The sequence below is a fragment of the Rhizobium sp. AQ_MP genome (assembly GCF_014237835.1).
GTDB lineage: Bacteria > Pseudomonadota > Alphaproteobacteria > Rhizobiales > Rhizobiaceae > Allorhizobium.
The window spans coordinates 113,290-138,674 of sequence record NZ_JACJVI010000002.1; the positions used below are offsets into that span (position 1 = coordinate 113,290).

24 protein-coding genes are annotated in these 25,385 nt (G+C 62.2%); 16 read left to right on the plus strand and 8 right to left on the minus strand.

Annotation, left to right across the window (positions count from 1 at the left end; genetic code table 11):
• Nucleotides 1–193 precede the first annotated feature (193 nt).
• Nucleotides 194–580, minus strand: a complete 387-nt coding sequence (locus H6M51_RS03635) for a cytochrome c family protein (RefSeq protein WP_185808537.1) — start codon at nucleotides 578–580, stop codon at nucleotides 194–196.
• A gap of 167 nt (nucleotides 581–747) precedes the next feature.
• Between H6M51_RS03635 and H6M51_RS03640 the strand changes: the two genes are divergently transcribed.
• The gene (locus H6M51_RS03640) at nucleotides 748–1,194 is read left to right on the plus strand and encodes a TspO/MBR family protein (RefSeq protein ID WP_185808538.1); all 447 of its coding nucleotides are present in this window, start codon (nucleotides 748–750) and stop codon (nucleotides 1,192–1,194) included.
• On the opposite strand, the gene H6M51_RS03645 is transcribed toward H6M51_RS03640, so the two are convergent.
• From H6M51_RS03645 to H6M51_RS03670, 6 genes are all read right to left on the minus strand, one after another.
• On the minus strand, nucleotides 1,161–1,463 hold the full coding sequence (locus H6M51_RS03645) for a hypothetical protein (protein WP_185808539.1): 303 nt from the start codon (nucleotides 1,461–1,463) through the stop codon (nucleotides 1,161–1,163). The genes H6M51_RS03640 and H6M51_RS03645 overlap by 34 nt on opposite strands.
• Nucleotides 1,460–2,662 (minus strand): geranylgeranyl diphosphate reductase, encoded by a 1,203-nt coding sequence (locus tag H6M51_RS03650; RefSeq protein ID WP_185808540.1) that lies wholly within the window; start codon nucleotides 2,660–2,662, stop codon nucleotides 1,460–1,462. Before H6M51_RS03650 ends, H6M51_RS03645 begins: the two co-directional genes overlap by 4 nt.
• Before the next feature lie 34 nt (nucleotides 2,663–2,696).
• Nucleotides 2,697–4,061: a BCD family MFS transporter gene (locus H6M51_RS03655; RefSeq protein ID WP_185808541.1), complete on the minus strand. Its 1,365-nt coding sequence runs from the start codon at nucleotides 4,059–4,061 to the stop codon at nucleotides 2,697–2,699.
• Nucleotides 4,062–4,083: 22 nt separating this feature from the next.
• Nucleotides 4,084–4,995: a chlorophyll synthase ChlG gene (gene chlG / locus H6M51_RS03660; RefSeq protein WP_185808542.1), complete on the minus strand. Its 912-nt coding sequence runs from the start codon at nucleotides 4,993–4,995 to the stop codon at nucleotides 4,084–4,086.
• Between the two features lie 61 nt (nucleotides 4,996–5,056).
• On the minus strand, nucleotides 5,057–6,508 hold the full coding sequence (gene ppsR / locus H6M51_RS03665) for a transcriptional regulator PpsR (RefSeq protein WP_185808543.1): 1,452 nt from the start codon (nucleotides 6,506–6,508) through the stop codon (nucleotides 5,057–5,059).
• The gene (locus H6M51_RS03670; RefSeq protein ID WP_185808544.1) at nucleotides 6,505–7,287 is read right to left on the minus strand and encodes a cobalamin-binding protein; all 783 of its coding nucleotides are present in this window, start codon (nucleotides 7,285–7,287) and stop codon (nucleotides 6,505–6,507) included. The genes ppsR and H6M51_RS03670 overlap by 4 nt, the downstream gene beginning before the upstream one ends.
• 377 nt (nucleotides 7,288–7,664) lie before the next feature.
• Between H6M51_RS03670 and bchF the strand changes: the two genes are divergently transcribed.
• The 15 genes from bchF to H6M51_RS03745 are packed head-to-tail and all read left to right on the plus strand — an operon-like array spanning nucleotide 7,665 to nucleotide 24,012.
• Nucleotides 7,665–8,210 carry a 2-vinyl bacteriochlorophyllide hydratase gene (gene bchF, locus H6M51_RS03675; protein ID WP_185808545.1) on the plus strand — a complete coding sequence of 182 codons (546 nt, stop codon included), beginning with the start codon at nucleotides 7,665–7,667 and terminating at the stop codon, nucleotides 8,208–8,210.
• Nucleotides 8,207–9,508, plus strand: a complete 1,302-nt coding sequence (locus H6M51_RS03680) for a ferredoxin:protochlorophyllide reductase (ATP-dependent) subunit N (RefSeq protein ID WP_185808546.1) — start codon at nucleotides 8,207–8,209, stop codon at nucleotides 9,506–9,508. The genes bchF and H6M51_RS03680 overlap by 4 nt, the downstream gene beginning before the upstream one ends.
• Nucleotides 9,505–11,067, plus strand: a complete 1,563-nt coding sequence (gene bchB / locus H6M51_RS03685) for a ferredoxin:protochlorophyllide reductase (ATP-dependent) subunit B (protein WP_185808547.1) — start codon at nucleotides 9,505–9,507, stop codon at nucleotides 11,065–11,067. Before H6M51_RS03680 ends, bchB begins: the two co-directional genes overlap by 4 nt.
• A complete protein-coding gene (locus H6M51_RS03690) occupies nucleotides 11,039–14,812 on the plus strand; it encodes a magnesium chelatase subunit H (RefSeq protein ID WP_185808548.1) in 3,774 nt (1,257 codons plus the stop codon). The genes bchB and H6M51_RS03690 overlap by 29 nt, the downstream gene beginning before the upstream one ends.
• On the plus strand, nucleotides 14,809–15,738 hold the full coding sequence (gene bchL / locus H6M51_RS03695) for a ferredoxin:protochlorophyllide reductase (ATP-dependent) iron-sulfur ATP-binding protein (protein ID WP_210314696.1): 930 nt from the start codon (nucleotides 14,809–14,811) through the stop codon (nucleotides 15,736–15,738). Before H6M51_RS03690 ends, bchL begins: the two co-directional genes overlap by 4 nt.
• 7 nt (nucleotides 15,739–15,745) lie before the next feature.
• Nucleotides 15,746–16,462: a magnesium protoporphyrin IX methyltransferase gene (gene bchM / locus H6M51_RS03700; RefSeq protein ID WP_185808549.1), complete on the plus strand. Its 717-nt coding sequence runs from the start codon at nucleotides 15,746–15,748 to the stop codon at nucleotides 16,460–16,462.
• Complete coding sequence (locus tag H6M51_RS03705) at nucleotides 16,459–17,898, plus strand: BCD family MFS transporter (protein WP_185808550.1); 1,440 nt, start codon at nucleotides 16,459–16,461, stop codon at nucleotides 17,896–17,898. Before bchM ends, H6M51_RS03705 begins: the two co-directional genes overlap by 4 nt.
• 35 nt (nucleotides 17,899–17,933) lie before the next feature.
• A complete protein-coding gene (gene puhA / locus H6M51_RS03710; RefSeq protein ID WP_185808551.1) occupies nucleotides 17,934–18,713 on the plus strand; it encodes a photosynthetic reaction center subunit H in 780 nt (259 codons plus the stop codon).
• A complete protein-coding gene (gene puhB, locus H6M51_RS03715; protein WP_185808552.1) occupies nucleotides 18,710–19,384 on the plus strand; it encodes a photosynthetic complex putative assembly protein PuhB in 675 nt (224 codons plus the stop codon). The genes puhA and puhB overlap by 4 nt, the downstream gene beginning before the upstream one ends.
• Nucleotides 19,385–19,393: 9 nt before the next feature.
• Nucleotides 19,394–19,888, plus strand: a complete 495-nt coding sequence (puhC, locus tag H6M51_RS03720) for a photosynthetic complex assembly protein PuhC (RefSeq protein WP_185808553.1) — start codon at nucleotides 19,394–19,396, stop codon at nucleotides 19,886–19,888.
• Complete coding sequence (locus H6M51_RS03725; protein ID WP_185808554.1) at nucleotides 19,885–20,190, plus strand: hypothetical protein; 306 nt, start codon at nucleotides 19,885–19,887, stop codon at nucleotides 20,188–20,190. The genes puhC and H6M51_RS03725 overlap by 4 nt, the downstream gene beginning before the upstream one ends.
• 56 nt (nucleotides 20,191–20,246) lie before the next feature.
• Nucleotides 20,247–21,296 (plus strand): magnesium-protoporphyrin IX monomethyl ester (oxidative) cyclase, encoded by a 1,050-nt coding sequence (acsF, locus tag H6M51_RS03730; RefSeq protein WP_185808928.1) that lies wholly within the window; start codon nucleotides 20,247–20,249, stop codon nucleotides 21,294–21,296.
• A gap of 10 nt (nucleotides 21,297–21,306) precedes the next feature.
• Entirely contained in the window at nucleotides 21,307–22,206 is a 900-nt protein-coding gene (puhE, locus tag H6M51_RS03735) for a putative photosynthetic complex assembly protein PuhE (protein WP_185808555.1), read from the plus strand.
• Nucleotides 22,206–23,423 carry a 5-aminolevulinate synthase gene (gene hemA, locus H6M51_RS03740; protein WP_185808556.1) on the plus strand — a complete coding sequence of 406 codons (1,218 nt, stop codon included), beginning with the start codon at nucleotides 22,206–22,208 and terminating at the stop codon, nucleotides 23,421–23,423. The genes puhE and hemA overlap by 1 nt, the downstream gene beginning before the upstream one ends.
• 55 nt (nucleotides 23,424–23,478) lie before the next feature.
• The gene (locus H6M51_RS03745) at nucleotides 23,479–24,012 is read left to right on the plus strand and encodes an isopentenyl-diphosphate delta-isomerase (protein ID WP_185808557.1); all 534 of its coding nucleotides are present in this window, start codon (nucleotides 23,479–23,481) and stop codon (nucleotides 24,010–24,012) included.
• 194 nt (nucleotides 24,013–24,206) lie between these two features.
• Here the strand turns inward: H6M51_RS03745 and pufC are convergent, their stop codons facing one another.
• Nucleotides 24,207–25,376: a photosynthetic reaction center cytochrome PufC gene (gene pufC / locus H6M51_RS03750; protein WP_246780389.1), complete on the minus strand. Its 1,170-nt coding sequence runs from the start codon at nucleotides 25,374–25,376 to the stop codon at nucleotides 24,207–24,209.
• Between the last annotated feature and the right edge of the window lie 9 nt (nucleotides 25,377–25,385).

Here is a 25,385-nt window from a genome sequence, read left to right on the forward strand (position 1 = left end):
CCCACGAAAGAGCCCAATCCTCACGGGTCCGCTGTCGATTCCAGTGCCGAATTGGCGCTTGTGGACGGCGGTTGCCGAAGAATGGTGCAAGAAGTGTATATTCGGAGAAGACGAGCGATATGTAAACTTTTTTTTACACTTTTGCTTCGAATTCCGCCGGGCATGGTTGCCCGGCGGATTTTTGTAGGCTCGATCAGGGGGCCGGATGCGCCTTCAGATAGGCGATGACGTCGGCGATCTCCTTCGGATCCTTCAGGCCTGCAAATGCCATACGGGTGCCTTTTACGACGCCGCGCGGGTTTTCCAGATAGGCCGCCAGCGTTGCCTCATCCCACACCTTGCCTGCGCCATAATCCACCATCGCCTTCGAATATTTGAAGCCTTCGGCAACGCCGGGCTGGCGACCGATCACGCCTTGCAGGGAAGGTCCGACCTTGTGCTTGGCGTCTGCCACGTTGTGACAGGCGCTGCACTTCTTGAACACCGCTTCACCAGCCGCGGCATCGCCTTCCTGGGCGAAGGCGCTTGTAGACAGCAGGAGTGCTGCGGCTGTGCATGCGGCTGCTAATATCCTCGACATGTGTAACCTCCCATGGCATCGCGGATGAAAATCATATGTAGTGCTGGCATGACATTCGACCATTCCGGACAAGCCGGCCAATGGTTCGCCTCGGGTCACGGGACCGTCATGGAACCGGACGCAGGCCATAAGCATACTGTATACGAAACCAACCCCGGAGCCGGATCATGGCCGCAGTCGTCTTTATCGTCATCGTTCTCCTCGCCGCATCCAGCGGCGCGATGTTCAAGCCCGGTGAATGGTACGAGGGTCTGCGCAAGCCGAACTGGACGCCGCCGAAATGGGCCTTCCCGGTCGTCTGGACGATCCTCTATGTGATGATCGGTTATGCCGGCTGGCTGGTCTGGGACGCTCAGGGCTGGTCGCAGCCGGTCGCGCTCTGGGGCCTGCAAATGGTGGCCAACGCGCTGTGGTCCTACTTCTTCTTCGGACTGCGCCGCATGGATCTGGCCCTTGTCGATGTGGCGGTGCTCTGGCTCTCGATTGCGGCCTTCATCATCGTGGCCTGGTCCGCGACGCCGTTGGCCTCGCTGCTGTTTTTGCCTTATCTCGCCTGGGTCACAGCGGCTGCCACCCTCAATTACTCCGTCCGGCGGCTTAATCCGGCGGCTTGATCCGATATCCTGAGGCGCAGGTCGATCAGGAAAGCAATCAGCGAGAGGGCAAGCAGGCCTGCCAGATATCCAACGGGCGCCTGACGCATGGCGAGCCCGAAGGCGGCGAGTAGAGCTGTGCCCGAGACAGCGTTGGGTGCCAGCAGTTTCAGGCTGGCACCGACAAGGGAGGAACGCCCTGCGACGGTGAAAACTATCGCCCAGAGGATGACGATTGCCACAACGCTGATCCAGCCCGACGCGAAGATGTAGACCAGCCATGCCGTCATCGCTGCCCTGCCGGCATCCCGAAGAGCTGGGCGATATCCTTGAGGAATACCCTGACATGGGCAAGCGGATCGCGTCGCACGAGTTTCTTGTTGAGATAAGATTCCCAGGTCAGCCTTTGCACGTCGGGATCGGCGCACATGGCGACGAATTTCTCCCGGAGCTTGTCGTTGCGATACCAGATCTTCTGCATGATGCCGAGGATCAGGAAGACCCGTCCATGGGCGCGCATGAAGACCTTTCGGGCGCCGGCCAGCGCCTTGCCGTTCCCGGCGATCAGGGAATGGTGCACGGCCTCTGCCGAAAGGCGACCGCAAAGCATGGCGTAGTAGATCCCTTCGCCAGAAGAAGGTGCCACCGTGCCTGCGGCGTCGCCAGCGAGCAGGATGTTTCGGCCGTTGTCCCAACGTTTCATGGGCTTCAGGGGTAGCGGAGCCCCTTCGCGCCGGATGACACGGCAGTCGCCGAGGCCTGCGGCGAGCTTCAGCGCTCGCGTCGCTTCGCGGATGTTGTGTCCCTTCACGGCAGTACCGGTGCCGATGCTGGTGTGTCCGCCATGCGGAAAGACCCATCCATAGAAATCCGGCGAAATGCGCCCGTCATAGATGACATCACAGCGGTCGGGCTTGAAGATCTCTTCCTTTGCACCGATCGGGCTCTCCACGATCTCGTGATAGGCAAAGACGTAAGGGGGCTTGCGGGACGCCGGGAACATCAGTCGTCGGACAGCCGAATTTGCACCGTCGGCACCGATCACGCGACGAGCGCGGAACTGCACAGGCTTGCCGTCTGCGTCATTCGTGGGCGAGAGCGTCAGATCCAGTCCGCCGTTCTTGTCCTCGGTCATCGCATCGAGCTTGCCGTGAAAGCGATCAGCGCCCGCTTCCGCCGCGCGCTGGCGAAGATAGGGGTCGAAGGTCGCGCGATCGACCATGCCGACGTAGCCGATATCACCGATCGTCATGTCGACCGTGCGCCCCGAGGGGGCGATGATGCGGGCGGCATTGGCGCGGGCCACGAGCTGGCTCTCGGGGATGCCAAAATCCGCCAGTGCCCGCGAAGGGATAGCCCCGCCGCAGGGTTTGATGCGATTGTCGGGATCGACCAGGAGAACGGAGTGACCTTTTTCGGCCAGACGCTCGGCGGCCATGGCGCCACAAGGGCCGCCGCCAACGACAATCACATCGTAGAGCTTGGACATGCATATCTCCCTGCCGGAGGTCCGGCTTCAGGCTTCATTCTCCAGGCATGGCCGCGGCGTCCGGCAAACGAGACGACTGTACCGTCGACCGTCTGCCGATGCGGGTTGCGACGAGTGCGGATACCAGAAACAAGCTCGCCTCGATTGAAAAGACAGTTGAGAAGGCCAGTGCATCGCTTGTCATCAGCCAGCGGCCCAGATCGAGCGCAACAGTTCCGAGCACACCACCAAGGCCGAACGCAATCGCCTGTGCTGCGCCCCAGACCCCCATGCGCATGCCGTAGTTCGGTGTGCGGCCCTGGCCTGCAAGGATCATCATGGTGCCGACGGCTGCGACAGCGAAAGCGCCGTTGGTGGCGCCAAGCAGGAAGATGTTGAGCTCCAGCGGCCAGACCGGCGCGGACCGGGTCGAGAGCGCCAGCGCGCCGAGGGCCAGTGCCGAGCCGAAGCATCCCCATGTGATGAAATGCCGTGGCAGATTGGGAAGACGTTTTCCGAAAACTGCGCCGGAAACGCCCACGAGGATCATGCCAAGCAGCACACCTGCGTGCTGGGTGCCGGAAAGGCTTGTCGTTTCTCCGGGCGTCATGCCGAAAAGCAGGCCTGCATAGGGCTCGAGAATCAGGTCCTGAGTGGCAAAGGCCAGCATGGACAGGAAGATGAACAGGGTGAAGAGTCGAGACTCCTCGTCGTCGAGCACGTCGCGCAGGCTTTCTCGGAAGCTCAATGCCGGGCTTTGCTCTTCGGTTGCGCCGATGGTCGGTCTCGCCTCCATGCCGATTACACCGATGACCCCGATCAGGAAGGCGCTGACGCCGGTCATGGCGGTAACGGCAATCAGCCGCTCATGCGAGTAGGGATCGAGCTGCGATCCGACAACGATCGACGTGATGATGATACCCGTGATCATCAGCATCCATGTGATTGTTGCAGCCGCAGCGCGCCGTTCGACGGCCGTCTTCATGGCGATCAGCGCAAGCAGTGAAGTTCCGGAGGCGCCGATACCGATCCCGATCAGGACATAGGCGAGGATAGCCACGATGAGCCCGACGAGGAATGACTGCTCGAACAGGAGTGTCGTTGCGGCCGCAGCCGTTCCAGAGAGGGCAAGAAGGGCCAGTCCGCCCAGGATCCATTCGGATCGGGATCGGCCCGTATCCGATTTGTGGCCCCAGAGGGGGCGCGTAATCTGAACCCCATAATGCACGCCGACCAGAAGGCCGGGTATCACTGCGGCAAGCCCGAGTTCGACGATCATGACCCGGTTTAACGTCGATGTCGTCAGGACGACAATTGCACCCAGTGCCGCCTGCACAAGTCCCAGCCGTAGAATCGCAAGCCACCCGAGACCTTCGTGTGAAGAGCGTACGGATCGCTGCTCGGTTGATGGGTCGCGCATCACGGTTTCCCTATCCTGAGGGTTATGTTGGCAGCGGAAGTGAGCCGAGCGCGACGGCCGCAGCCATCATGCCGGTGACATAGAGGCCGACCCCGACAGCCGAATACCAGACGGCCTTGCCCTCCGGATCTCTCAGAAAGCGGATCATGCACAGGAGCTGGAGAGAGAGGACGAGACCGACCAGCATGGCTCCCGTCGTCAGCTTCTCGTCTGCAAGCAGGAGAACGACGGCAGCCTGCGGAATAGCCATGACAAGACAGGCAATACGTGCAGCGTTACGCGCGCCATGCAGCACCGGCAGCGTGTCGACGCCCATCTGGAGGTCGCCCTTGATCGACTTGAAATCATTGAGCGTGAGTATGCCGTGGGCACCGATGCCGTAGAGGAGGGCTATCAGCACGCTGCCGCTTGACGGTGCATGACCCAGGGCGGCGGTGGCGGCGGTGATCCAAGGCAGTGTTTCGTAGCTTAGACCGACAACCCCGTTGCCGAGCCAACCATTCTGCTTGAAGCGGAAAGGCGGCGCACTGTAACCCCAGGCGAGCAGCAGGCCGAGGAAAGCGGCGGCGAAGACCAAGGGGCCCAGCAGCGCGGCAACGGCCATGGAGAGCGCCGACATGGCAATCGCGATGCCCAGCCCCCACTGGCCGGGCATGCGGCCCGAGGGGATCACGCGGTGGGGTTCGTTGATGGCATCGACGTGGCGGTCAAACCAGTCGTTGACCGCCTGACTCGTGCCACACAACAGGGGGCCGGCAAGAAGGACACCGAGCGCAACCGCAAACCAGCGGTCGCCGATGGCCGCACCCGAGGCAACTGCTCCGCAGGCAAAGGCCCACATCGGGGGAAACCATGTGATCGGCTTCAATAACTGCACCACCGCCCCGAGGGACGGGTAGGAGGCTGCCGGAACATGGGAAGGGATCTGGGCCATGCAAGGAGGCTAGACCCGCCCCCGAGAAGTGTCAACTCAAATTGACAGTCTTGGCTGGTTGCTAGCCTTGACGGTCGGTGCCGGGCCGATAGTCCTCAAGGCCATGGCGACGCAGCTTGATGTAAAGGCTCTGGCGCGACAGTCCCAGGATTTCGGCCGCATAGGCCCGGTTGTTGCTGGTCTGGTCGAGGGCGGCCTCGATGCAGATCTTCTCGATGACATCGAGCGATTCCCGTATGAGGTCCTTGAGAGGCACCTTGCCGACAAGGGCGGAAAAACCGTCTGCCTGGTCGGGAACGCCCGGGGAGGGGATCGTCAGCCGATCGCTGCCCGTGGGTTGAGGGATCACGATCAACTGGATGGTGCTGCTCGAAGGGTTCAGCCGAGCGGAGATGCTCACGGCATTTTCGCCCGACAGATTGTCCGTCAGTGTTGACGTGAATCCGCGGACGGATGGTTCGTCCAACAGGCGGGTGTAGAGGACTCGAATGTCGATTGCGGCATTCGAAAACCAGGATGCGATGTTGCGGCCCAGAACCTGTGTAAGGGATGGTGCGTGAATAAGATCGAGGAATAGCGTGTTGGCAGCCAGCACCGTTCCCTCGGGATCTGTCACGAGGGCCGCTTCAGGCAGGTCAGCGATCTCCACCGCATTGCCGCCGGTCGGGCGTTCCGTGCGCTGGCGCTTGCTTTCCTCATCCTGATCGGCGGGCCAGAGCGCCAGCAGCACATTGGTGATGCCATTTTCACGATAGGACCTGATCGTCAGGGATACAGGCTCGCCTTTGGCTACCCTGACGCCATCCAGATTGACAGGATTGGGGCTATGGCGGGCCTCACTGATGGCGTCTCCCACGCGATCCCGGTCATCCCTGACAAAGAGATCGCGGATCGACTTGCCGGACAGAGGTGCGCCGGTGGAGGAGAGAAGCGTGCTTGCAGCCGGATTGGCATCGAGGATCGTCCGCCTCTCGCCGTCGAGCATGACGTAGGCGACGCTTGCCACCTTGAAGGCAGTCCGATACCGGGTCTCTGCCTCTTTCAGCTCGCGGTAATCTGCCTCCAGTTCCATCTGCGTCTGAACCAGACGCTGCTGGTCCAGCATCTGCTGCCTGAGATCGCGGCCGACGACGATGGTATAGGGAAAGTCCTTGGCTGTGTATGCGGAGTAGACCACCGGGAGATCGGGCTTGCCGCTGCACTTGTGGTTGACCTGATAGCCTCGCACCGGATGGCGGCTTGTGCCGGCTGACAGCATCGAGTCGATCTTCGGCACCGACTCGACCGTCACGCAATCCTGCAGACGCCTGCCGATCGTCTTCGACAGACCATATTCGGAGAGATCGCTGCTGGCGCAATAGACCTGGGAGACGACCGACGATTGATCGACAAGGAAGACCACATCCGCACCCAGGCTCAACAGCGAGCCCAGGGAATCGAGATCAAGGGTCTTCAGCAGGCTGTCTGCGACTGCGAAGCCATCCGTACCGCTATGACCGTTCAGTGGCTTCATGGAGTGAGCCAATCGATTCCGCTGTGTGTAACCACTGCTGTTCGGCCTGCGGCGCGAGCCTGCTGGCTGATTCTTTCCAATTCATAGTAACTTTCGCAGATCTTCACGGCGGAGTAAACGCTGTCACAGATGCAGTCAATCCCCAATCCTACAAGAAAATCAACGGAATCCAGTGCTGCTGCACCGCCGACAACGAGCGGTAGACGTGGACCTTGGCGCAGCTCGCGCACATTTTGAACGAGGGTCTTGAATTCGGTGGCCAGCCGAATGTTGCTCCAGCCGATGCAGGCAATGTCAGCTGCTTCCACCGCACGTTCGAGAACGGGGGGTGTGCTCGCCTCGGGCTCCAGCACCTGACTTGCCCAGCCGAGGCTTTCAAAGAGCAGCCCGATGAGATGTGGCATCAGCGTGTGTTGCTCGCCGACCGGTGTCAGGATCAGAGCGCCCGGCGCATTGACGTTGCGCTCGGCTTCTCGCAGGTCAAGCGACATAGAGACGGCCATGGCTTGAAGGCGGGATGTGCCAATCGTCACGTCTATGAAGTCGCAATTGTCCGCCACCCATTCCTGGCCGAGCAGTCGCGCAATTGTCTCAAGGAACAGCACCTTGACGAAATAGGGCCGACCGAGCGGAAGTTCGTGTTCAAGAAATGCGCGCAAAGATGCGAGGCGTGTGCGTGGGTCCAGAACGAGAACACGAAAATCGGCGAGCGCCTTATCATAAAGGCGATCGTGCTCCAGACCCCGATCGTAACGCGTCGACAGTTTTTCGGCGGTCATCGAAGCCACCGTTCCTTCGATCAGGCGGCGAAGCTTTTCTCCGTCGCTCTGGGTTAGGTAAGCTCTCTTGCTGTCTACGGCAACCCTTTTGAGGGTCGCGAGCCTCTCACCGTGAGAAGCGTTTGTGCCGTTCGGCCTTTCGTTTCCGCCGTGAAGTGATCCGTCCATCATCCCGCGCCGTGTCCCTCCGCCCGCGAAATCAGTCCCATTCGGCGCCGGGCGAAGACAAGGGCGTCCCGTCAGACGAGTTGGGACAGAATGAACCTAGTTTTCACTTCTGTAAATCAAAATATACGTCAATCTAAGTTGACACTTTGATTGTCCGAGGCGTAGTCTTCAATCAATCCCGATCACCCGGGGAGGGGTTGGGAGAAGGGATGACTGCCATGCGCATACCCAAACCATCGGCATCAGGGCGCACCCTCTACACGGCGGAAGAGCGACGCAGACGCGACGAAACCCGCTGGACGCTGGTGCAGGGCATCCTCGCCCCGGTACAATTCCTTGTGTTTCTCCTCAGCCTCGGTCTCATCCTGCGCTTCCTTGCGACCGGAGAGGGGCTCTTCGCCGCTCAGATGTCGATCGTGATCAAGACGCTGACGCTCTATGCCATCATGATCACCGGCTCGATCTGGGAGAAGGTCGTCTTTGGGCGCTATCTGTTCGCTCGCCCGTTCTTCTGGGAAGACGTCTTTTCGATCCTGGTTTTGGCGCTGCACACCGCCTATCTGCTTGCGCTCTTCACCGGGGCGCTCGATGCCGGTTCGCTGATGGCGCTCGCGCTCGCTGCCTACTTCACCTATGTCATCAATGCCGGACAGTTTCTCTGGAAGCTGCGTCTGGCCCGTCTCGACCAGGCTGCAAGGGGCGGATCATCCGTGACGCTTGGCAACGGTTCCTCGCTTTCGGGGAGCACGTCATGAACCAGCCGCTCGTCTCCTGCGAACCGACCGCCACCATTCGCCAACGTGGCCAGCATGAGGTCTTTTGCGGCCTGACATCTATCATCTGGCTGCACCGCAAGGTGCAGGATGCCTTCTTCCTGGTGGTCGGGTCGCGCACCTGCGCGCATCTCATCCAGTCGGCTGCCGGCGTGATGATCTTCTCGGAGCCGCGTTTTGCCACCGCGATCATGGAGGAGCGCGATCTCGCCGGCATGGTCGACATGCATGACGAGCTCGACCGCGAAGTCGCCCGCCTGCTGGAGCGCCGTCCGGACATCCGCATGCTGGTGCTGGTCGGCTCCTGTCCGTCCGAGGTCATCAAATTCGATCTCAACCGTGCCGCCGAACGGCTTGACCGCAAATACGGCTCCAGGCCACGGGTGCTCTGCTATTCCGGCAGCGGGATAGAAACGACCTTCACGCAGGGCGAAGACAATTTCCTGGCCGCCCTCGTGCGCGATCAATCGACCCATGGGGCGAGCGACAAGCTCGCGAAGCTCGTCGTCGCCGGCTCCATCGCCGATGTGGTCGAAGACCAGTTTGCCCGGCTGTTTGACGAGATGGGCCTTGAGGATGTCGTCTTCCTGCCCGGCCGTAGCAGCGAGCGTCTGCCGAAGATCGGTCCGAACACGCGCTTTATCCTGGCTCAACCCTATCTGGGCGCCACGGCCGCAGCACTCGAAAGCTTAGGCGCGACACGCATCAATGCGCTCTTCCCGCTAGGCGAGGAAGGCACCACCGCCTGGCTGAAGGCGATTGCCGACACATTCGGCGTTTCACCAGCCCGGTTTGCCGCCTTGACCGAGGCGCCGCGCCGGCGTGCCCGCGAGGCAACCGCCCATTATCGCCCCATGCTCGAAGGCAAGCGGATCTTCCTCTTTCCCGACAGCCAGATGGAGCCCTCGCTCGCCCGCTATCTCAGCCGCGAGCTGGATGCCGAGATCATCGAAGTCGGCAGCCCCTATCTGCACCGCGAACACGTCGCCGGCGAACTCGCCATGCTGCCACCGGGCGTCTCCATCTCGGAAGGTCAGGATGTCGAAATCCAGATCGACCGCTGTCGTGCGGCCAAGCCTGATCTCGTCGTCTGTGGCATGGGTCTTGCCAATCCCTTCGAGGCGGAAGGAATCGTCACCAAGTGGTCGATCGAATTCGCCTTCACGCCGATCCAGGGCTATGAGCAGGCTGGCGATCTCGCCGAACTCTTTGCCCGTCCGCTGACGCGCAAGGCGATGATTGCGGGCGACCGCTCCGGCAGCCGGAGGGTCGCATCATGAAACTCACCATGTGGACCTATGAAGGACCGCCGCATGTGGGTGCCATGCGGATCGCCGCATCGATGCAGGGCGTGCATTATGTGCTGCATGCGCCGCAGGGCGACACCTATGCCGACCTGCTTTTCACCATGATCGAGCGACGCCCTTCGCGTCCGCCGGTCACCTACACGACCTTCCAGGCGCGCGACCTTGCCGGTTCGACGGCCGATGTCTTCAAGACCGCCTGCCGCGACGCCATCACCCGCTTCCAGCCGGATGCGCTTCTGGTCGGCGCCTCCTGCACGGCCGAGCTCTTGCAGGACGATCCGGCGGGTCTGGCCCGGACACTGGATGTGCGGATCCCCGTCGTGCCTCTGGAACTGCCTTCCTACCAGAAGAAGGAGCACTGGGGTGCAGCCGAGACCTTCTATCGGCTCGTCCGTGGGTTCACTGCCGGGCGCGAACGTCCGGCGCAGGTGGCCCCGAACAGCTGCAACATCCTCGGTCCTTCCGCTCTCGGTTTCCGCAACCGCGACGACGTGACGGAAATCTGCCGGCTGCTCGCCGCAAACGGCATCGATGTCCGGGTCGTGGCGCCGCTCGGGGCGACGGTCGATGATCTTGCCCGCCTGCCAGACGCTGCCTTCAATATCGTGCTCTATCCCGAGATCGGCGAGAGCACTGCACGCTACCTCAAGAAGCAGTTCGGTATGCCTTTCGTCTCGACCGTTCCGATCGGCGTTGGCGCAACGCGGACCTTCCTTGCGGAAGTCCGGGCGCTAGCGGGCCTTTCGAATGACGGGCCTATCGGCGAGGCCGAGGATCGTGCCACCTGGTATGCGCGCTCGGTCGACAGCAATTACCTCACCAACAAGCGTGTGTTCGTCTTCGGTGACGCGACCCACGCCATTGCCGCCGCGCGCATCGCTGCCCGGGAACTGGGCTTCAAGGTTTGCGGCATTGGCACCTATATGCGCGAGTTCGCCCGTGAAGTGCGCGAGGCCGCTGAAGAATTCGGTATCGAGGCCCTGATCACCGACGACCACCTCGATGTCGAGCAGGCGATCATCGATGCCCGCCCGGAGCTGGTGCTGGGTACGCAGATGGAGCGGCACATTGCCAAGCGACTGCGTGTTCCCTGCGCCGTCATTTCGGCACCCGTCCATGTCCAGGATTTCCCGGCCCGCTATTCGCCGCAGATGGGCTTCGAGGGTGCGAATGTCATTTTCGACAGCTGGGTCCACCCGCTTATGATGGGTCTTGAGGAGCATCTCCTGCAGATGTTCCGGGACGATTTCGAGTTCAACGATCAGGCTCAGGCCTCGCATCTGCATGCCCATGTGCCCTCGGAAAAGCCGGCGGCTGCGGACGACGAGACCGATGGCGAGACGCTTGTCATGGCCGAGGCGCCCTCTGCAGAGGCTGTCTGGACGCTGGAAGCCGAGCGTGAGCTCAAGAAAATTCCGTTCTTCGTGCGCGGCAAGGCCCGCCGCAACACCGAACTTTTCGCCGCCCGCAAGGGTATCCGCCCGATCACCGTGGAGACGCTGTATGACGCGAAAGCCCATTTCGCCCGCTGACAGCACCCCGGTCCGGGTGGTGTTCGTGACGCTCGACAATCACATTGTCGCAGCCGTCGATGATGCGCGCCGCAGCCTCGCCCAGGACCTGCCCGGTCTGACGCTTTCCGTCCATGCCGCGACCGACTGGAACGACAATCCAGCCAGCCTCGAAGCCTGCCGTGCGGCCATCCTTGCCGGCGACATCATCATCGTTTCGATGATCTTCGTCGAAGAGCATGTGCGCGCCATCGCAGACGTGCTCGAAGCCCGGCATCGCGAGTGTGATGCCATGGTCTGCTGCATGTCGGCCGGCACGGTCATGAAGTATACGACCATGGGTCGTTTCAAGATGAGCGAAGAGCAGAAGGGCCCGCTCGCACTTCTGAAGAAGCTGCGCGGCAAAAGCTCGCGTGGCGGCAAGGATAGCGGCCGCACCGCCGGCGAGCGTCAGCTTGCCATGCTGCGTCGCCTGCCGCAGCTCCTCCGCTTCATCCCCGGCACCGCGCAGGATGTGCGCAACTATTTCCTGACGCTGCAATATCGCATCGCAGCCTCGGACGAAAACATCGCCAACATGGTGCGCCTGCTGGTCGGCAAATATGCCAAGGGCGAGCGCAAGGGGCTTCAGGGCCGGGTGACCGTCGGCGATCCCGTCGAATATCCCGACATGGGTCTCTATCATCCGCGCCTGAGGCCAAGGGTGGCAACACAGCTTTCGGCCCTGCCGTTCAAGCCCGGCGCCCGTGGGACCATCGGCCTGCTCCTGATGCGGACCTATATCCTCTCCGGCGATACCGGCCATTACGACCGGGTCATCCGCGAGTTGGAAACCCGCGGCTTCAACGTCGTCCCGGTCTTCTGCAGCGGTCTCGACATGCGCGGCGCAATCGAGCGCTACATGATGGGCGGCGCGACCGGAGTGAAGATCGACGCGCTCTGCTCGCTCACTGGTTTCTCGCTTGTCGGCGGCCCGGCCTATAGCGATGCGAGCGCGGCGGCTGCGCTTCTGCAGACGCTGGACGTTCCCTATTTCTCGGCCTTCGTCACCGAATTCCAGACGCGTGAGGCTTGGGCGCAGTCGGGCCAGGGCCTGACGCCGATCGAAACCACGCTGATGGTCGCGATCCCGGAACTCGATGGTGCTATCGGCTCCATGGTCTTCGGCGGACGCTCCGATGGTGCCGCCAAGGCCAAGGCCTGCATCTGCTCGCGCCAGCTCGATGCCTGCCCCTCGGGTCGCGCCTGCATGCAGCCGGACGAGGAGCGCGTGACGCTGCTCGCTGACCGGCTGGCGGCGATGGTGGATCTGCGACGGGCAGCCCGCGCCGAACGGCGCCTTGCGGTCACGATCTTCAACTTCCCACCGAACAGCGGCAGCATCGGCACCGCCGCCTTCCTTTCAGTTTTCGAAAGCCTGTTCGAGACGATGACGCGGCTGAAAGCCGAGGGTTACGATGTCGACGTGCCCGAGGACGCCGAGGCGCTCAGGCTGGCGATCCTCGAAGGCAATGCCGCGCTTTATGGTGCCGAGGCCAATGTGCATACTGTGGTTTCGGTCGATGATCACGTGCGTGGCGAGCGGCATCTCGCCGACATCGAAGCGCAGTGGGGACCGGCGCCTGGCCGAGTGCTGAGCAATGGACGTGGCCTCTTCGTTCTGGGTCGCCAGTTCGGCAAGCTGCTGGTCGCGATCCAGCCGCCCTTCGGCTATGAGGGCGATCCGATGCGGCTGTTGTTCGAGGGCGGTTTTGCCCCGAACCACGCCTTCGCGACCTTCTACCGTTATCTGCGCGAAACCTGGAAGGCCGATGCCGTCCTGCATTTCGGCACGCATGGCGCGCTCGAATTCATGCCTGGCAAGCAGGTCGGACTGTCGGCAAGCTGCTGGCCGGATCGTCTTCTCGGCGCTCTGCCGAATTTCTATCTCTATGCGGCCAACAATCCGTCCGAGGGATCGATTGCCAAGCGCCGTTCGGCTGCGACACTGATCTCCTATCTCACGCCGCCGATCACCCATGCCGGGCTCTACAAGGGCCTGAGCGAACTGAAGGCGAGCCTCGACCGCTACCGGCAGGCAGCACCTGATGCGCTTGTCGAGCGCGAACGTCTGTTCGAACTGATCCAGGTGCAGGCGGCGCAGCTTGAGCTTGGTCGCGACAGCCTGGCCCAAACCCAGGCCGAGGTCATCCAGTCGCTCGTGGCTGAAATGACCGAGCTTGAATATGCGCTCATCCCGCATGGTCTGCATGTTGCCGGTCGCGGCATGCAGCGCGACGAGCGGCTCGACATGCTGGAGCATGTCGCCGCCGGCATGCCCGCCGTTGTTAGCCATGTCGATCGGCAGGCACTGGTTCTTGCGATTGCCGATGGCGATGATCTCGCCGTTGCGCAGGCGGAAAGGGCCGGCTCGCCGGACCTGAAGGAGAGCATCGCACGCCTCAAGGTCATGAATAGCGAGCTTGTCACCAATCGCGAACTCCATGGCCTCGTGCTGGCGCTTGATGCGCGCTACGTGCCGCCCTCGCCGTCGGGGGACCTGCTGCGCACACCCGAACTTCTGCCCACCGGCCGCAACATTCACGGTTTCGATCCCTTCGGAATCCCCAGCGCCTTTGCCGTTCAGGATGGCGAGCGTCAGGCCGCACGGGTGCTGGAACGCTACATGCAGGCTGATGGTCGCCTGCCGGAAACGGTCGCCGTCGTGCTCTGGGGCACGGACAATCTGAAGACGGGCGGTGCGCCGCTTGCCCAGGCCATGGCGCTGATGGGTGCAAGACCGAGGCTCGATGCGTATAACCGCGTCTGCGGTGCCGTGCTGATCCCGCTCGAGGAGCTGAAGCGTCCGCGCATCGATGCGGTCATGACGCTGTCGGGCATCTTCCGCGATCTTCTGCCGATCCAGGCGAGCATGCTGGCGGAAGCCAGCTATCTGGCCGCGACGGCGGACGAGCCTGTCGAGATGAACTTCATCCGCAAACACGCGCTTTCCTATTGCGAGAGCCATGGCTGTGATCTCGAGGCCGCCGCCTACCGGGTCTTCTCCAATGCCGACGGTGCCTATGGTGCGAACGTCAACATGCTGATCTCGTCCTCTGCCTGGGACGATGACGAGGAAATCGCGCAGACCTACAGCAATCGCAAGAGCTTCGCGATCAACCACAAGGGCAAGACGAGCCATCAGGCCGATGTGCTCGACAGCATGCTCGAACATGTCGACATGGCCTATCAGAACCTCGATTCGGTCGAGATCGGCATCACCACGATCGAGCATTACTTCGACACGCTCGGTGGCCTGACCAAGGCGGTCTCGAAAGCCAAGGGCGGCGCAACGCTGCCGGTCTTCATTTCCGACCAGACGCAGGGCGAGGGGCGTGTGCGCACGCTGGGCGAACAGGTGGCGCTCGAGACCCGCACCCGCACGCTGAACCCGAAATGGTTCGAAGGCATGCTGAAGCATGGCTATGAGGGCGTCCGCCATATCGAGGCGCAGGTCACCAACACGCTCGGCTGGTCGGCAACGACCGGCGGCGTTGATCCCTGGGTCTATCAGCAGATCACCGAAACCTTCGTGCTCGATGACGCCATGCGCCAGCGGCTCGCGACGCTCAATCCGGCTGCCGCGGCACGGGTCGCCAACCGGCTGATCGAAGCGCATGAGCGCAATTACTGGCAGCCGGATGCAGAAACGCTCGCCGCCCTGAAACAGGCCGGAGAAGAATTGGAAGACCGTCTCGAGGGGCTGGTCAGGGAGGCTGCCCAATGAACATCTACACCCATGGCAAGATCGCAGAACGCGAGGCGCGCATCGCCGAGAAGCTCCGGGAGAGGGCCGATGGCGAGGGCAGCGTGCAGGTGCATCTGGATCCGACCATGGAAATCGACGGCGCCAAGGTCTTCGCCATCTATGGCAAGGGCGGGATCGGCAAGTCAACGACCTCGTCGAACCTGTCGGTCGCCTTCTCCATGCTCGGGAAGCGCGTGCTGCAGATCGGCTGCGATCCGAAGCATGACTCCACCTTCACGCTGACCAAGAGCCTGATCCCGACCGTCATCGACGTCTTGGAAAAGGTCGATTTCCATTCCGAGGAACTTCGTCCGGAAGACTATATGGTCGAGGGCTATAATGGCGTGCAGTGCATCGAGGCGGGTGGTCCGCCGGCCGGTACCGGTTGCGGTGGCTATGTCGTCGGCCAGACGGTGAAGCTTCTCAAGGAGCATCACCTGCTCGACGATACCGATGTGGTGATCTTCGACGTTCTCGGCGACGTGGTCTGCGGTGGCTTTGCCTCGCCGCTGCAGCATGCCGAGCGTGCGGTCATCGTCGCCGCCAATGACTTCGATTCCATCTTCGCGATGAACCGCATCGTTGCCGCGATCAAGGCGAAGTCGAAGAACTACGACGTCAGGCTTGGCGGCGTGATCGCCAACCGTTCGCGCGAGACGGACCAGATCGACCGCTACAATGATGCGATCGGCCTCAAGCGCCTGGCGCATGTGCCGGACAGCGATCATGTGCGGCTCAGCCGCCTGAAGAAAAGCACGCTGTTCGAGATGGGCGAAAGCCCGGAGATCCTGGGCATCCAGAAGGAATACATGCAGCTTGCCGAGCGGCTCTGGGCGGGCACGCCGGCGCTGGAAGCCGAACCGATGAAGGACCGGGAAATCTTCGAATTTCTCGGTTTCGAGTGAGGTTGCCATGAGCCAGGCCGATTACATCAGACGCACCGGGGAAATCGAACACTACTTCGATCGCACCGCGCTCGATGCCTGGAAGCGGCTGACCGGCGATCAGCCGGTGAGCGGCATCCGCGCGACGGTCCGCAAAGGTCGTGAAGAAATGCGCGGCACGCTCGCCTCCTGGCTGCCGCAGGATCTGACCGGCTGGCGCATCCTCGATGCAGGCTGCGGTTCTGGCGTTCTCTCCTTCGAGCTCATCGCACGCGGCGCTGATGTCGTCGGCATTGATCTCTCGGGGCAGATGATCGCCCATGCCCGCCAGCGGGCGCATGACCTCGAAGCCTCGCATGGTCGATTCAAGGGGTCGGTCACCTTCCACAGCGGTGACATGCTCGATCCCCGCCACGGTCGCTTCGATGCGGTGGTCGCGATGGACGTGCTCATTCATTACCGCCCGGCAGATGCCGTTCGCGTGCTCCATGCCCTGGCCGAGCGCACCTCACGGCAGATGATCTTCACGTTGGCACCCGGATCCCGCCTGCTGCGGGCCATGCTGGCTGCCGGCAAGGTTTTCCCGCGCGGCAATCGTGCACCGGCCATCTATCCGGTCGATCCGTCACGGCTGGTCGCCGAGATGCTGCATCATCCCGAGTTTGCCCACTGGCAGGGCGGCCGCAGCCACAAGGTCGCCGTCGGTTTCTACACATCGCAGGCCATGGAGGTGATCCGGTCATGACGATCGCTGCCGCCAACCGCAAAATGATCTCGTTCTGGCAGAAGCTCGGAACGCGCTTCATGCCGTTTGCGGATGCAGCAACGGCCGAGATGCCCTTGTCCCGCCTGTTGCGGCTCTCGCTGTTTCAGATCTCTGCCGGATGCGTACTCGTTCTCCTGACCGGAACCCTGAACCGGGTGCTGATCGTCGAACTCGGCGTCTCCGTTGCGCTTGTTTCAGCCGTGGTCGCCATTCCGGTTCTGGCTGCCCCTTTGCGTCTTCTCTTCGGTTTCCGGTCGGACACCTACAAGTCCGTGCTCGGCTGGCGGCGCGTGCCTTATGTCTGGCTTGGAAGCCTGCTGCAGTTCGGCGGGCTTGCCATCATGCCCTTTGCCCTGCTTCTGCTGCAGTCGCAGACCGTCGGGCCCGAATGGGCGGGGGCGGCGGGTGCAAGCCTCGCTTTCATCCTCACCGGTTTCGGCATGCATATGTCGCAGACGGCGGGTCTGGCGCTCGCCAGCGACCTCGTGCCCGAGGAAAAGCGCCCGCGCGTCGTCGCGCTTCTCTACTTCATGCTGCTGACGGGCATGATCGGCGCTTCCAGTTTCTACAGCATTTTCCTGGTCGATTTTTCCCCGAAGGTGCTGATCCAGGTCATCCAAGGCACGGCGCTGCTCACCATCATCATCAACGTTATCGCCATCTGGAAGCAGGAAGCGCGCGATGTGCGCCGAACGGCCGTTGACCGGGATCTGTCGAGCTTTTTCGATGCTCTCGATGATTATCGCAGCGCCCCTGGTGTCATGCGTCTGTTGCTCGCTGTTGCCATCGGTTCTGCTGCCTTTTCCATGCAGGACATCCTGCTTGAGCCCTATGGCGGCGAGATCCTGGGGCTGTCGGTCGGTGAGACCACGCGTCTGACCGGGCTTTGGGCCTTTGGCACGATGATCGGCTTTGCCTGGGCAGCTTATAGTCTGCAGCATGGTGCACAGATGTACCGGATTGCGGCGCGCGGACTGCTTATAGGGATCTGCGCCTTCTCCGCCGTCATCTTTGCGGAGCCCCTTCACATCAATGCACTCTTCCATCTCGGCGCCTTCGGCATCGGTCTCGGTGGCGGGCTGTTTGCCGTCGGCACGATGCTGGCGGCGATGGGCATTGCCGAGCGCTCCGACAGTGGTCTCGTCGTCGGTGCCTGGGGTGCTGTGCAGGCAACCGCCATCGGGGCGGCCATGCTGGCGGGTGGCGTGATCAAGAACACGATCAATGCGCTGGCGCTGAACGGTTCGCTGGGCGAGGCCATGATGACGCCGGCCGCTGGCTATCTCGTCGTCTATGGCTTTGAAATCATTCTCCTCTTCCTGTGCCTGGCGGTTCTCGGTCCGCTGACCGGCCGGCGCTATCAGAGGGATTACTTGCAGGGCATGCGTTTTGGATTGGCGGAGCTGCCCGGCTGAGGCCGGCAGTAACGCTCTACACTGGAGGGTCTGATATGACCGGGTCGCTGGTTGGAAATATCGATGTCGCACAAGTGGTGCTTTATGCATTTTGGCTCTTTTTCGCGGGTCTGATCTGGTATCTTCGTCAGGAAGACCGCCGCGAAGGCTATCCGCTCGAAGAGGATGTCACGGGCCGCTACAATAAGAGCCCCTGGCTCTTCGTGCCGCCGAAGAAGACCTTCGTGCTGCCGCATGGGCAGGGAATCAAGCAGGTCCCGGATCTGAAGCGCGACACCCGCACGTTTTCAAGCCGCCGCATTGCCCCGGCCCCCGGCTATCCGTCGGAGCCCGTCGGCAACCCGCTGCTCGCCGGCATCGGTCCGGGTTCCTGGGCCGAGCGCTCCGACAAGCCTGACGTGACGGCCCATGGTGATGCCCGCATCGTGCCCATGCGGGTGGCGGACGGCTTCGGGATTGCCGAAGGTGCTATGGATCCGCGCGGTCTGTCCGTTCTCGGCTGCGACAAGCAGGTGGCGGGTACGGTCAAGGATGTCTGGGTCGATCGGGCAGAACAGCTGATCCGCTACTACGAAGTCGAACTTGCGGGTGGCGGACGCACCGTGCTTCTGCCGAACAACTTCGTCGTCTTTCAAACCGGTCGTGGCAATGTCCGTTATCTCTACGTGCATGCCGTCACCGCTGCCCAGTTTGCCGATGTGCCGGCAACCGCACGTCCTGAACTCGTGACCCTGCTCGAGGAAGACAAGATCGCTGCCTATTTCGGCGCCGGCCTCCTCTATGCGGATCGCTTCCGTCAGGAGCCACTGCTGTGAGCCAGTTCGTCATCAGAGAACACGAGATCGAGCCGCTGCCGGGGCTTCCTGGCGTGCCTCCGGTCGGCGAAGTTATCCTCTGGCAGGGGCGGCCCTCGTCTGCCCTTGTCGCCCGTCACCTCCTGAAGATCCGCTGGATCGTCGGCTATTTCCTGATCCTAGCGAGCTGGGCCGTCGTGGCCGGGCTGAGTGACGGGCAGCCGGCAGGCGGCATCCTTTTCTCGATCGCCGTGCTCACAGCTCTTGCCGGTGTGCTCATCGGCATGATCGAGCTGTTTGCCTGGGCGGTTGAGAAGACGACCCTCTATACGATCACCACGGAGCGCGTCGTGATGCGCTTCGGCGTCGCGATCTCAATGACGCTGAACCTGCCCTATCGGCAGGTGGACGGTGTCGCTCTGGCGCGGCTTGGCGAAAAGGCCGGTATGATTGCGATAGCCCTGCTGCCGGAGCAGCGCATCTCCTGGCTTATCCAGTGGCCGCATGTGCGGGGTTTCCGATTCTCGCGGCCGGAGCCGAGCCTGATCTGCCTCGCGGATGCCGACGAGGTGTCGAAGGTGCTGTCGGCAGCAATCGGTCAGTATCGTGGCGCGCGGGCCGAGCAGCCGCGCCTCGTGGTTACCAAACCGAACGGAAGCGCCATGCCGCCTTCCGTCGTGGCGGCGGAATAGGAGCGGGTCATGGGATCGGCTTCGCATCTCGGCTATTGGGCGGACCGCAAGGGCAAGACCCCGAACCGGGTGCCGCGTGGCCTGTTCTTCGGCCTGATCGGCCTGCTCGCCTTTACGGCGGCGGCGATCGTCTTCGGCCAGACGACGGGGCTCGGTCTTGTCAAGCAGCAGCTCGGTGCGCCGGTCGCCATCCGTGACCTGATGATTACACGCAGCACCTCGGACTTTGTCGTCGTCACAGACGTTGCGACGCGCCGGGACATCGCAAGCTACGGACCCCAGGCCGGCGGCTTCGTTCGAGGATCGCTGCGGGCATTCGAACGCATGCGTCAGGTGGCCAAGGTGCCCTTCGACACACCCTACCGGCTGATCAAATGGGAGGCCGGCGCCGTCAGCCTGTCGGATATCGGCACCGGCGAGCGGATCTATCTGGATGCCTTTGGCCCCGACAACGTGGCCGCATTCGAAGCCCTTCTGGGCTCACAGGGAGGAGAAAGCCAATGAACCCGGTCTTTGCCTTGATGCGACGGAAGGAGACGGTGGAGTGCACCGTCGAGATCAACAACACCTTCGAGGCGCTTGGTGCGCACTTAAGGTTCGACAACGGGGTGGTGGTCCATCCCGGTGACGAGGTTCTGGTGCATGGCGCACCGGTCCAGATCCCCTATGGCTCCTGCCAGAATTTTCGTCGCAAGGCGACGATCACGCGGGCAGGTTTCCTGGAGCGGGCCTGGATCCGCGCCACCGGCGATCTCGACATGATGGAATTGTGCGAATTCAGCTTCACTGAGAGGGCACTGTCATGAACAACCACGTTTCGCCGGCTGATCTCTCTGATCATGAGCCGACCGTCGAGGAGCGCATGGCTGGGGTCAACGACACGACCCGCAGCGCGCTCGTCTCGACCATGCTGACACCGCGTTTCTACACCACCGATTTCGACGAGATGGACAAGATCAATGTCGAGCCGGTCCGGGCCGAATGGGATGTGTTGATCGCGCAGATGAAGAGCGATCCGAACCGCGGCCACTTCAAGCGCAACGAAGACTGGGACGACATCGATATCGATGCGCTGCCGGAGGACCTTCGCGAGGAATTCATCGACTTCCTCGTCTCGTCGCTGACGTCGGAATTCTCAGGCTGCGTGCTCTACAAGGAGATGAAGCGGCGTGGCAAGAACCAGGAGATCTGCGAGCTCTTCGGCTATATGAGCCGCGACGAATCCCGCCATGCCGGTTTCATCAACGATGCGCTGAAGGAATTCGGCATCGGCGTGAACATGGGCTTCCTGGCCAAGGCGAAGAAGTACACCTTCTTCAAGCCGAAGTTCATCTACTACGCGACCTATCTTTCCGAGAAGATCGGCTATGCCCGCTACATCACCATCTTTCGCCACCTCGAAAAGCATCCCGAGCAGCGCTTCCATCCGATCTTCAAGTGGTTCCGCCAGTGGTGCAATGACGAGTTCTCCCACGGCGAGGCTTTCTCGCTGATCATCCGCTCCGACAAGCGGCTGATGGAGGGCCTGAACAAGTACTGGATCAAGTTCTTTCTGCTCGCCGTCTTCGCCACCATGTATGTGCGCGATCACATGCGGCCAGCCTTCCACAAGGGGCTCGGCGTCGATATCGACGATTACGACATGAAAGTCTTCCGGCTGACGAGCGAGATCTCGCGCCAGTGCTTCCCGCTCGTGCTCGATCTCGACAATCCGGCCCTGCATGAAGGCTTCCGCCGGATGGAGCGGATCAACCGCAAGGTCATGGCAGCCGACGCGAAGGGCGGCCTCATGGGCAAGATCGCCAGGGGCTTCTGGTCGGCCGCTGCTGCCGTCAATTTTGTCAGGATGTATGCGATCCCGACGAAGTCGAACACCATCCCAGCCACATCGCGCCTGCAACCGGTCTGGTGAGGAGATCGCCATGACCCTGACCCACCCACTCGCCGTCGTCCTCGTCGCCATCTCGGTATGGTGGCTTTCGACCGGGCTGGTGCTGGCCATGGTCAACCGGTCCGATGGACCGCGGGGCAGGGGGCTCATATTGATGGCGCTGATGACGCTGGTCGGTGCCTTTGGTTTTGTCCTCATGCTCTGGGGCGCGCAGGAACCGACAGTGCTCGGTTCCTACGTCGGCTTCTTCGGCGCACTGCTCGTCTGGGCCTGGCATGAGGCCGCGTTCCTGACAGGCATACTGACAGGGCGTCGGACCGGCGAGTGCCCTCCGGGGCTAACCGGCTTTCGCCGTTTCCGGGCCGCCTGGGAGGCGGTGAGCGATCACGAGATCGCCATTCTGGTGACGGCGATCGCGCTATGGTTTGCGCTCGATGGATCCGCCAACCTGTTTGGGCTCGCCGCCTTCGGGCTTCTCTGGGGCATGCGGATTTCCGCCAAGCTGGTGATCTTTCTCGGTGCACCGCATGCCGTCAGCGAGTTGATGCCGAAGGGCATCCGGCATCTCAAAAGCTATTTCAAGACCGATCGGATGACGCCGCTGTTTCCGATCTTCTTGGCGATCGCGGCCGGCCTCTTTGCCATCCTGGTGGTCGGGGCAAACCGGGCGACCCAGGCCCATTCGGTCGTTGGCCACACGCTGCTCGCCACCTTCATGGCGCTTGCCATCGTCGAACATCTCGTTCTCGTTCTTCCCGTTTCCGACACGGCGCTGTGGCGCTGGGCCATGGCGCGGCAGGACCGGGGCAATCTTGCCATCCGCCCTGTGGCGGATGGCGTCTCCGCACTCAAGGAGGGTGGGCCAGTGTCCGGGCCGCACTCTTCCTGGACAACACTTGGACAAGACACGATCGGGAAGAGGAAAGACTGATGGATGTTTTCCAGCACATGGAAGAGGCGCTCGCCGGCCTCCACACCGCCGGCAATTACCGCGTTTTCGCGGACCTCGAGCGTCACTGCTCGGCCTTTCCGAAAGCCGCGTTTCACAATGCCGATGGAACCGTGCGTGACGTCACCGTCTGGTGCTCGAACGACTATCTCGGCATGGGGCAGAACCCTCTCGTCACCGACCGGATGATCGAGGTCGTGCGCAAGTGCGGCGCCGGTGCCGGCGGTACGCGCAACATTTCCGGCACGAACCACTATCACGTCTTGCTTGAGCGCGAGCTTGCCGATCTGCATGGCAAGGAAGGCGCGCTGATTTTCACCTCCGGCTATGTCTCCAACTGGGCAGCCCTCGGGACCCTGCTTGCCAAGATCCCGGGCATCATCTGCTATTCTGACTCGCTCAATCACGCCTCGATGATCGAGGGTATCCGGCATTCGCGCTGTATCAAGCGGCAGTTTCGTCACAACGACTACAAGCATCTGCGCGAGCTGATGGCGGCGGACGATCCGGCAGCACCGAAGCTCGTTGCCTTCGAAAGCGTCTATTCGATGGATGGTGACATCTCGCCGATCAAGGAGATCTGCGATGTGGCCGACCAGTTCGGCGCCATGACCTATCTGGACGAGGTCCATGCGGTGGGCATGTACGGTCCGCGCGGCGGCGGGGTTGCCGAACGCGAAGGCCTGATGGACCGGCTGACCGTCATCGAGGGTACGCTCGGCAAGGCTTTCGGCGTCATGGGTGGCTACATCACGGGCCCGGCCGTTCTGGTCGATTTCGTCCGCTCCTTCGCTTCCGGCTTCATCTTCACGACGGCGATCCCGCCGGCGCTGGCGGCAGGTGCCACTGCGTCGATCCGCCATCTCAAGGAAAGCCCTTTCGAGCGCCATATGCATCAGGCGACGGTCGCCAAGGTGCGGCGCGCGCTCGACGTCCGGGGCATTCCCCATATGCACAACCCGAGCCACATCGTGCCGGTCATGGTCGGTAATGCGGCCAAGTGCAAATGGATCTCGGATGTATTGCTCGATGACTTCGGGATCTACGTGCAGCCGATCAACTATCCGACGGTCGCCGTCGGCAAGGAAAGGCTGCGGATCACGCCGACGCCGCTGCATACGGATGCGGATATCGAACATCTGGCAGAGGCGCTCTGTTCGCTATGGTCGAAATGCGCTCTCGCGAGAGCGGTTGCTTAAGCGTGGCAAAGGCCGTATCGGCTGGCCGCGAAACACAGTTCAGGATGCTCTTGGCATGACGGACAGCATTTACATTCCGGCCATCGCCGGCGACGGGTCGCTTTATCCGATCGAAAAGATGCAGGCGCATCTCGACGGGCAGCTGCACCTTGCCGTCTCGGTCTTCGTGTTTGATGGCGACCTGCTGCTGATCCAGAAGCGGGCGTCGACGAAGTATCATTGTGCTGGCCTCTGGGCCAATACCTGCTGTACCCATCCTCACTGGAACGAAGCGGTGGAGGATTGCGCCGAACGTCGCCTCACCGAAGAGCTCGGCTTCACCGTTCCCCTTATCCGCCACCAGACGGTTGAATATGCTGCCGATGTCGGTGAAGGCCTGAAGGAGCACGAGCGAGTGACGCTATTCAGCGCCCAGGTGGACCGCAGGGCCTTGCAGGTCCTGCCCGTCGCGGGCGAGGTGGAGGCAGTCCGCTGGATTTCCCCTCGGGATCTGATGCGGGAGGTGCGCGAACGGCCGCAGGATTTCACGCCCTGGTTCCGCATCTACCTGCAGCGCTTCCCTGGCCTGAGCTTCGCCGAAGCGGCCTGATTTCGGGTTTCCCTATCGCAAAACTCTCCGGCTGTCCGGTCGATGTTATCGGTCCGCCGGACTGTCGTTCATGCACGGCTCCTGGATGGGCGCGTCAACGATCAGGTCATAGCCGGATCTCCGCTGGCAAAGAGCACAAAAGAAGGGGAGCCCGAGAGCTCCCCTTCCCATTTGCGGCCTGCCTTGGGAGGCCGTCAGTCGTTGGCGGTCTGGGTTACCTCCGGCAGAATGACTGCCGCCGTCTCCGAGGTGGGTTTGGTCTGAAGTGCGCTGCTCTGGCCGGCTGGGGCCATGCGTTGCGTGGTGCCCGGCTGGTAAGTGGTGAAGTCGGGCACTTCGGTCGGGCCCTTCTTCGTGAGAGAGTCGACATAGTCCTGCAGCATGGAGACACCGTAGAGCGGCTTCTGGACGCCGGCATGGCAGGTGCCGCAGCCGACCTTGAAGACGTCGCCTTCCGGACCCTTGCGAGACGCGGGGAAGACAGGCGTCAAGCCCACCATGTAATTGGCGTTGATGTCGCGCGTCATCCGGATGCCGTGCCAGGCGGTTACACGCTGCGGCGGGCTTTCATCCCAGGCGTTGAATGCTCTGGAGTTATGGCAAGTGGTGCAGTTCACGCCGAGTGACTCGGACATGTGCATCATCAGGGACCAGGTGGCTTCGGTTTCCTTGGTGCCGTTGAGGTTCGCCCCCGTCGGCAGGGCCGTCGTCGAATGGACGCGGATCTGCTTGGCGTCGAGCAGGTAGTCCTTCAGCACATTCTGCGGCAGGGAGGAGTTGCCGCCGAATTTGGCGACCACGTTTTGGCCTGCCCGGTTCTGGGTCATGCCACCGGCCGGCTTCGGCTCGAGATCCTCGTACCAATAGTTGACGGGGATCGCCTGGCCGCGGTGACAGGTATAGCAGGTCGCACCGACCTGGCCCACATGGGCGCTCCAGTCGACATTGATCGCCTGCGTCATCTGAATCATGCGGCGCGCAACGACCTTCTGATAGACCTCGTCGGAAGCGAGGTTCTCCGGGTTGTGGCAATAGTTGCAACCTGCTTCCGGCGCGATCCATTCCGTGATCGAGGCCATGAACTGGTTGAACTGGTCGTCCGAGAGGTCGCCCAGGACCTGGACGTTCTCGTAGAGGTCGCGGGCCTTGTCGCCTGCGGGGTCAGCCTGCCAGGGCGCCGGCGGCACGACGTTCGCCGCCTTCAGAGCCTCCTGGTTTTCGACGTCCCGATGGATATACATGCCGGTGCCGCGAAAGCCGATCTGTGTCGTCTCGACGGGCGGGGCGTCCCAACCGGCGCCGACGAAGCTTGCGATCGTCAGCAGGGAGCCGGCGGATACGGCGAAGGGAATCCAGAGTTTCATCGTCCTTCT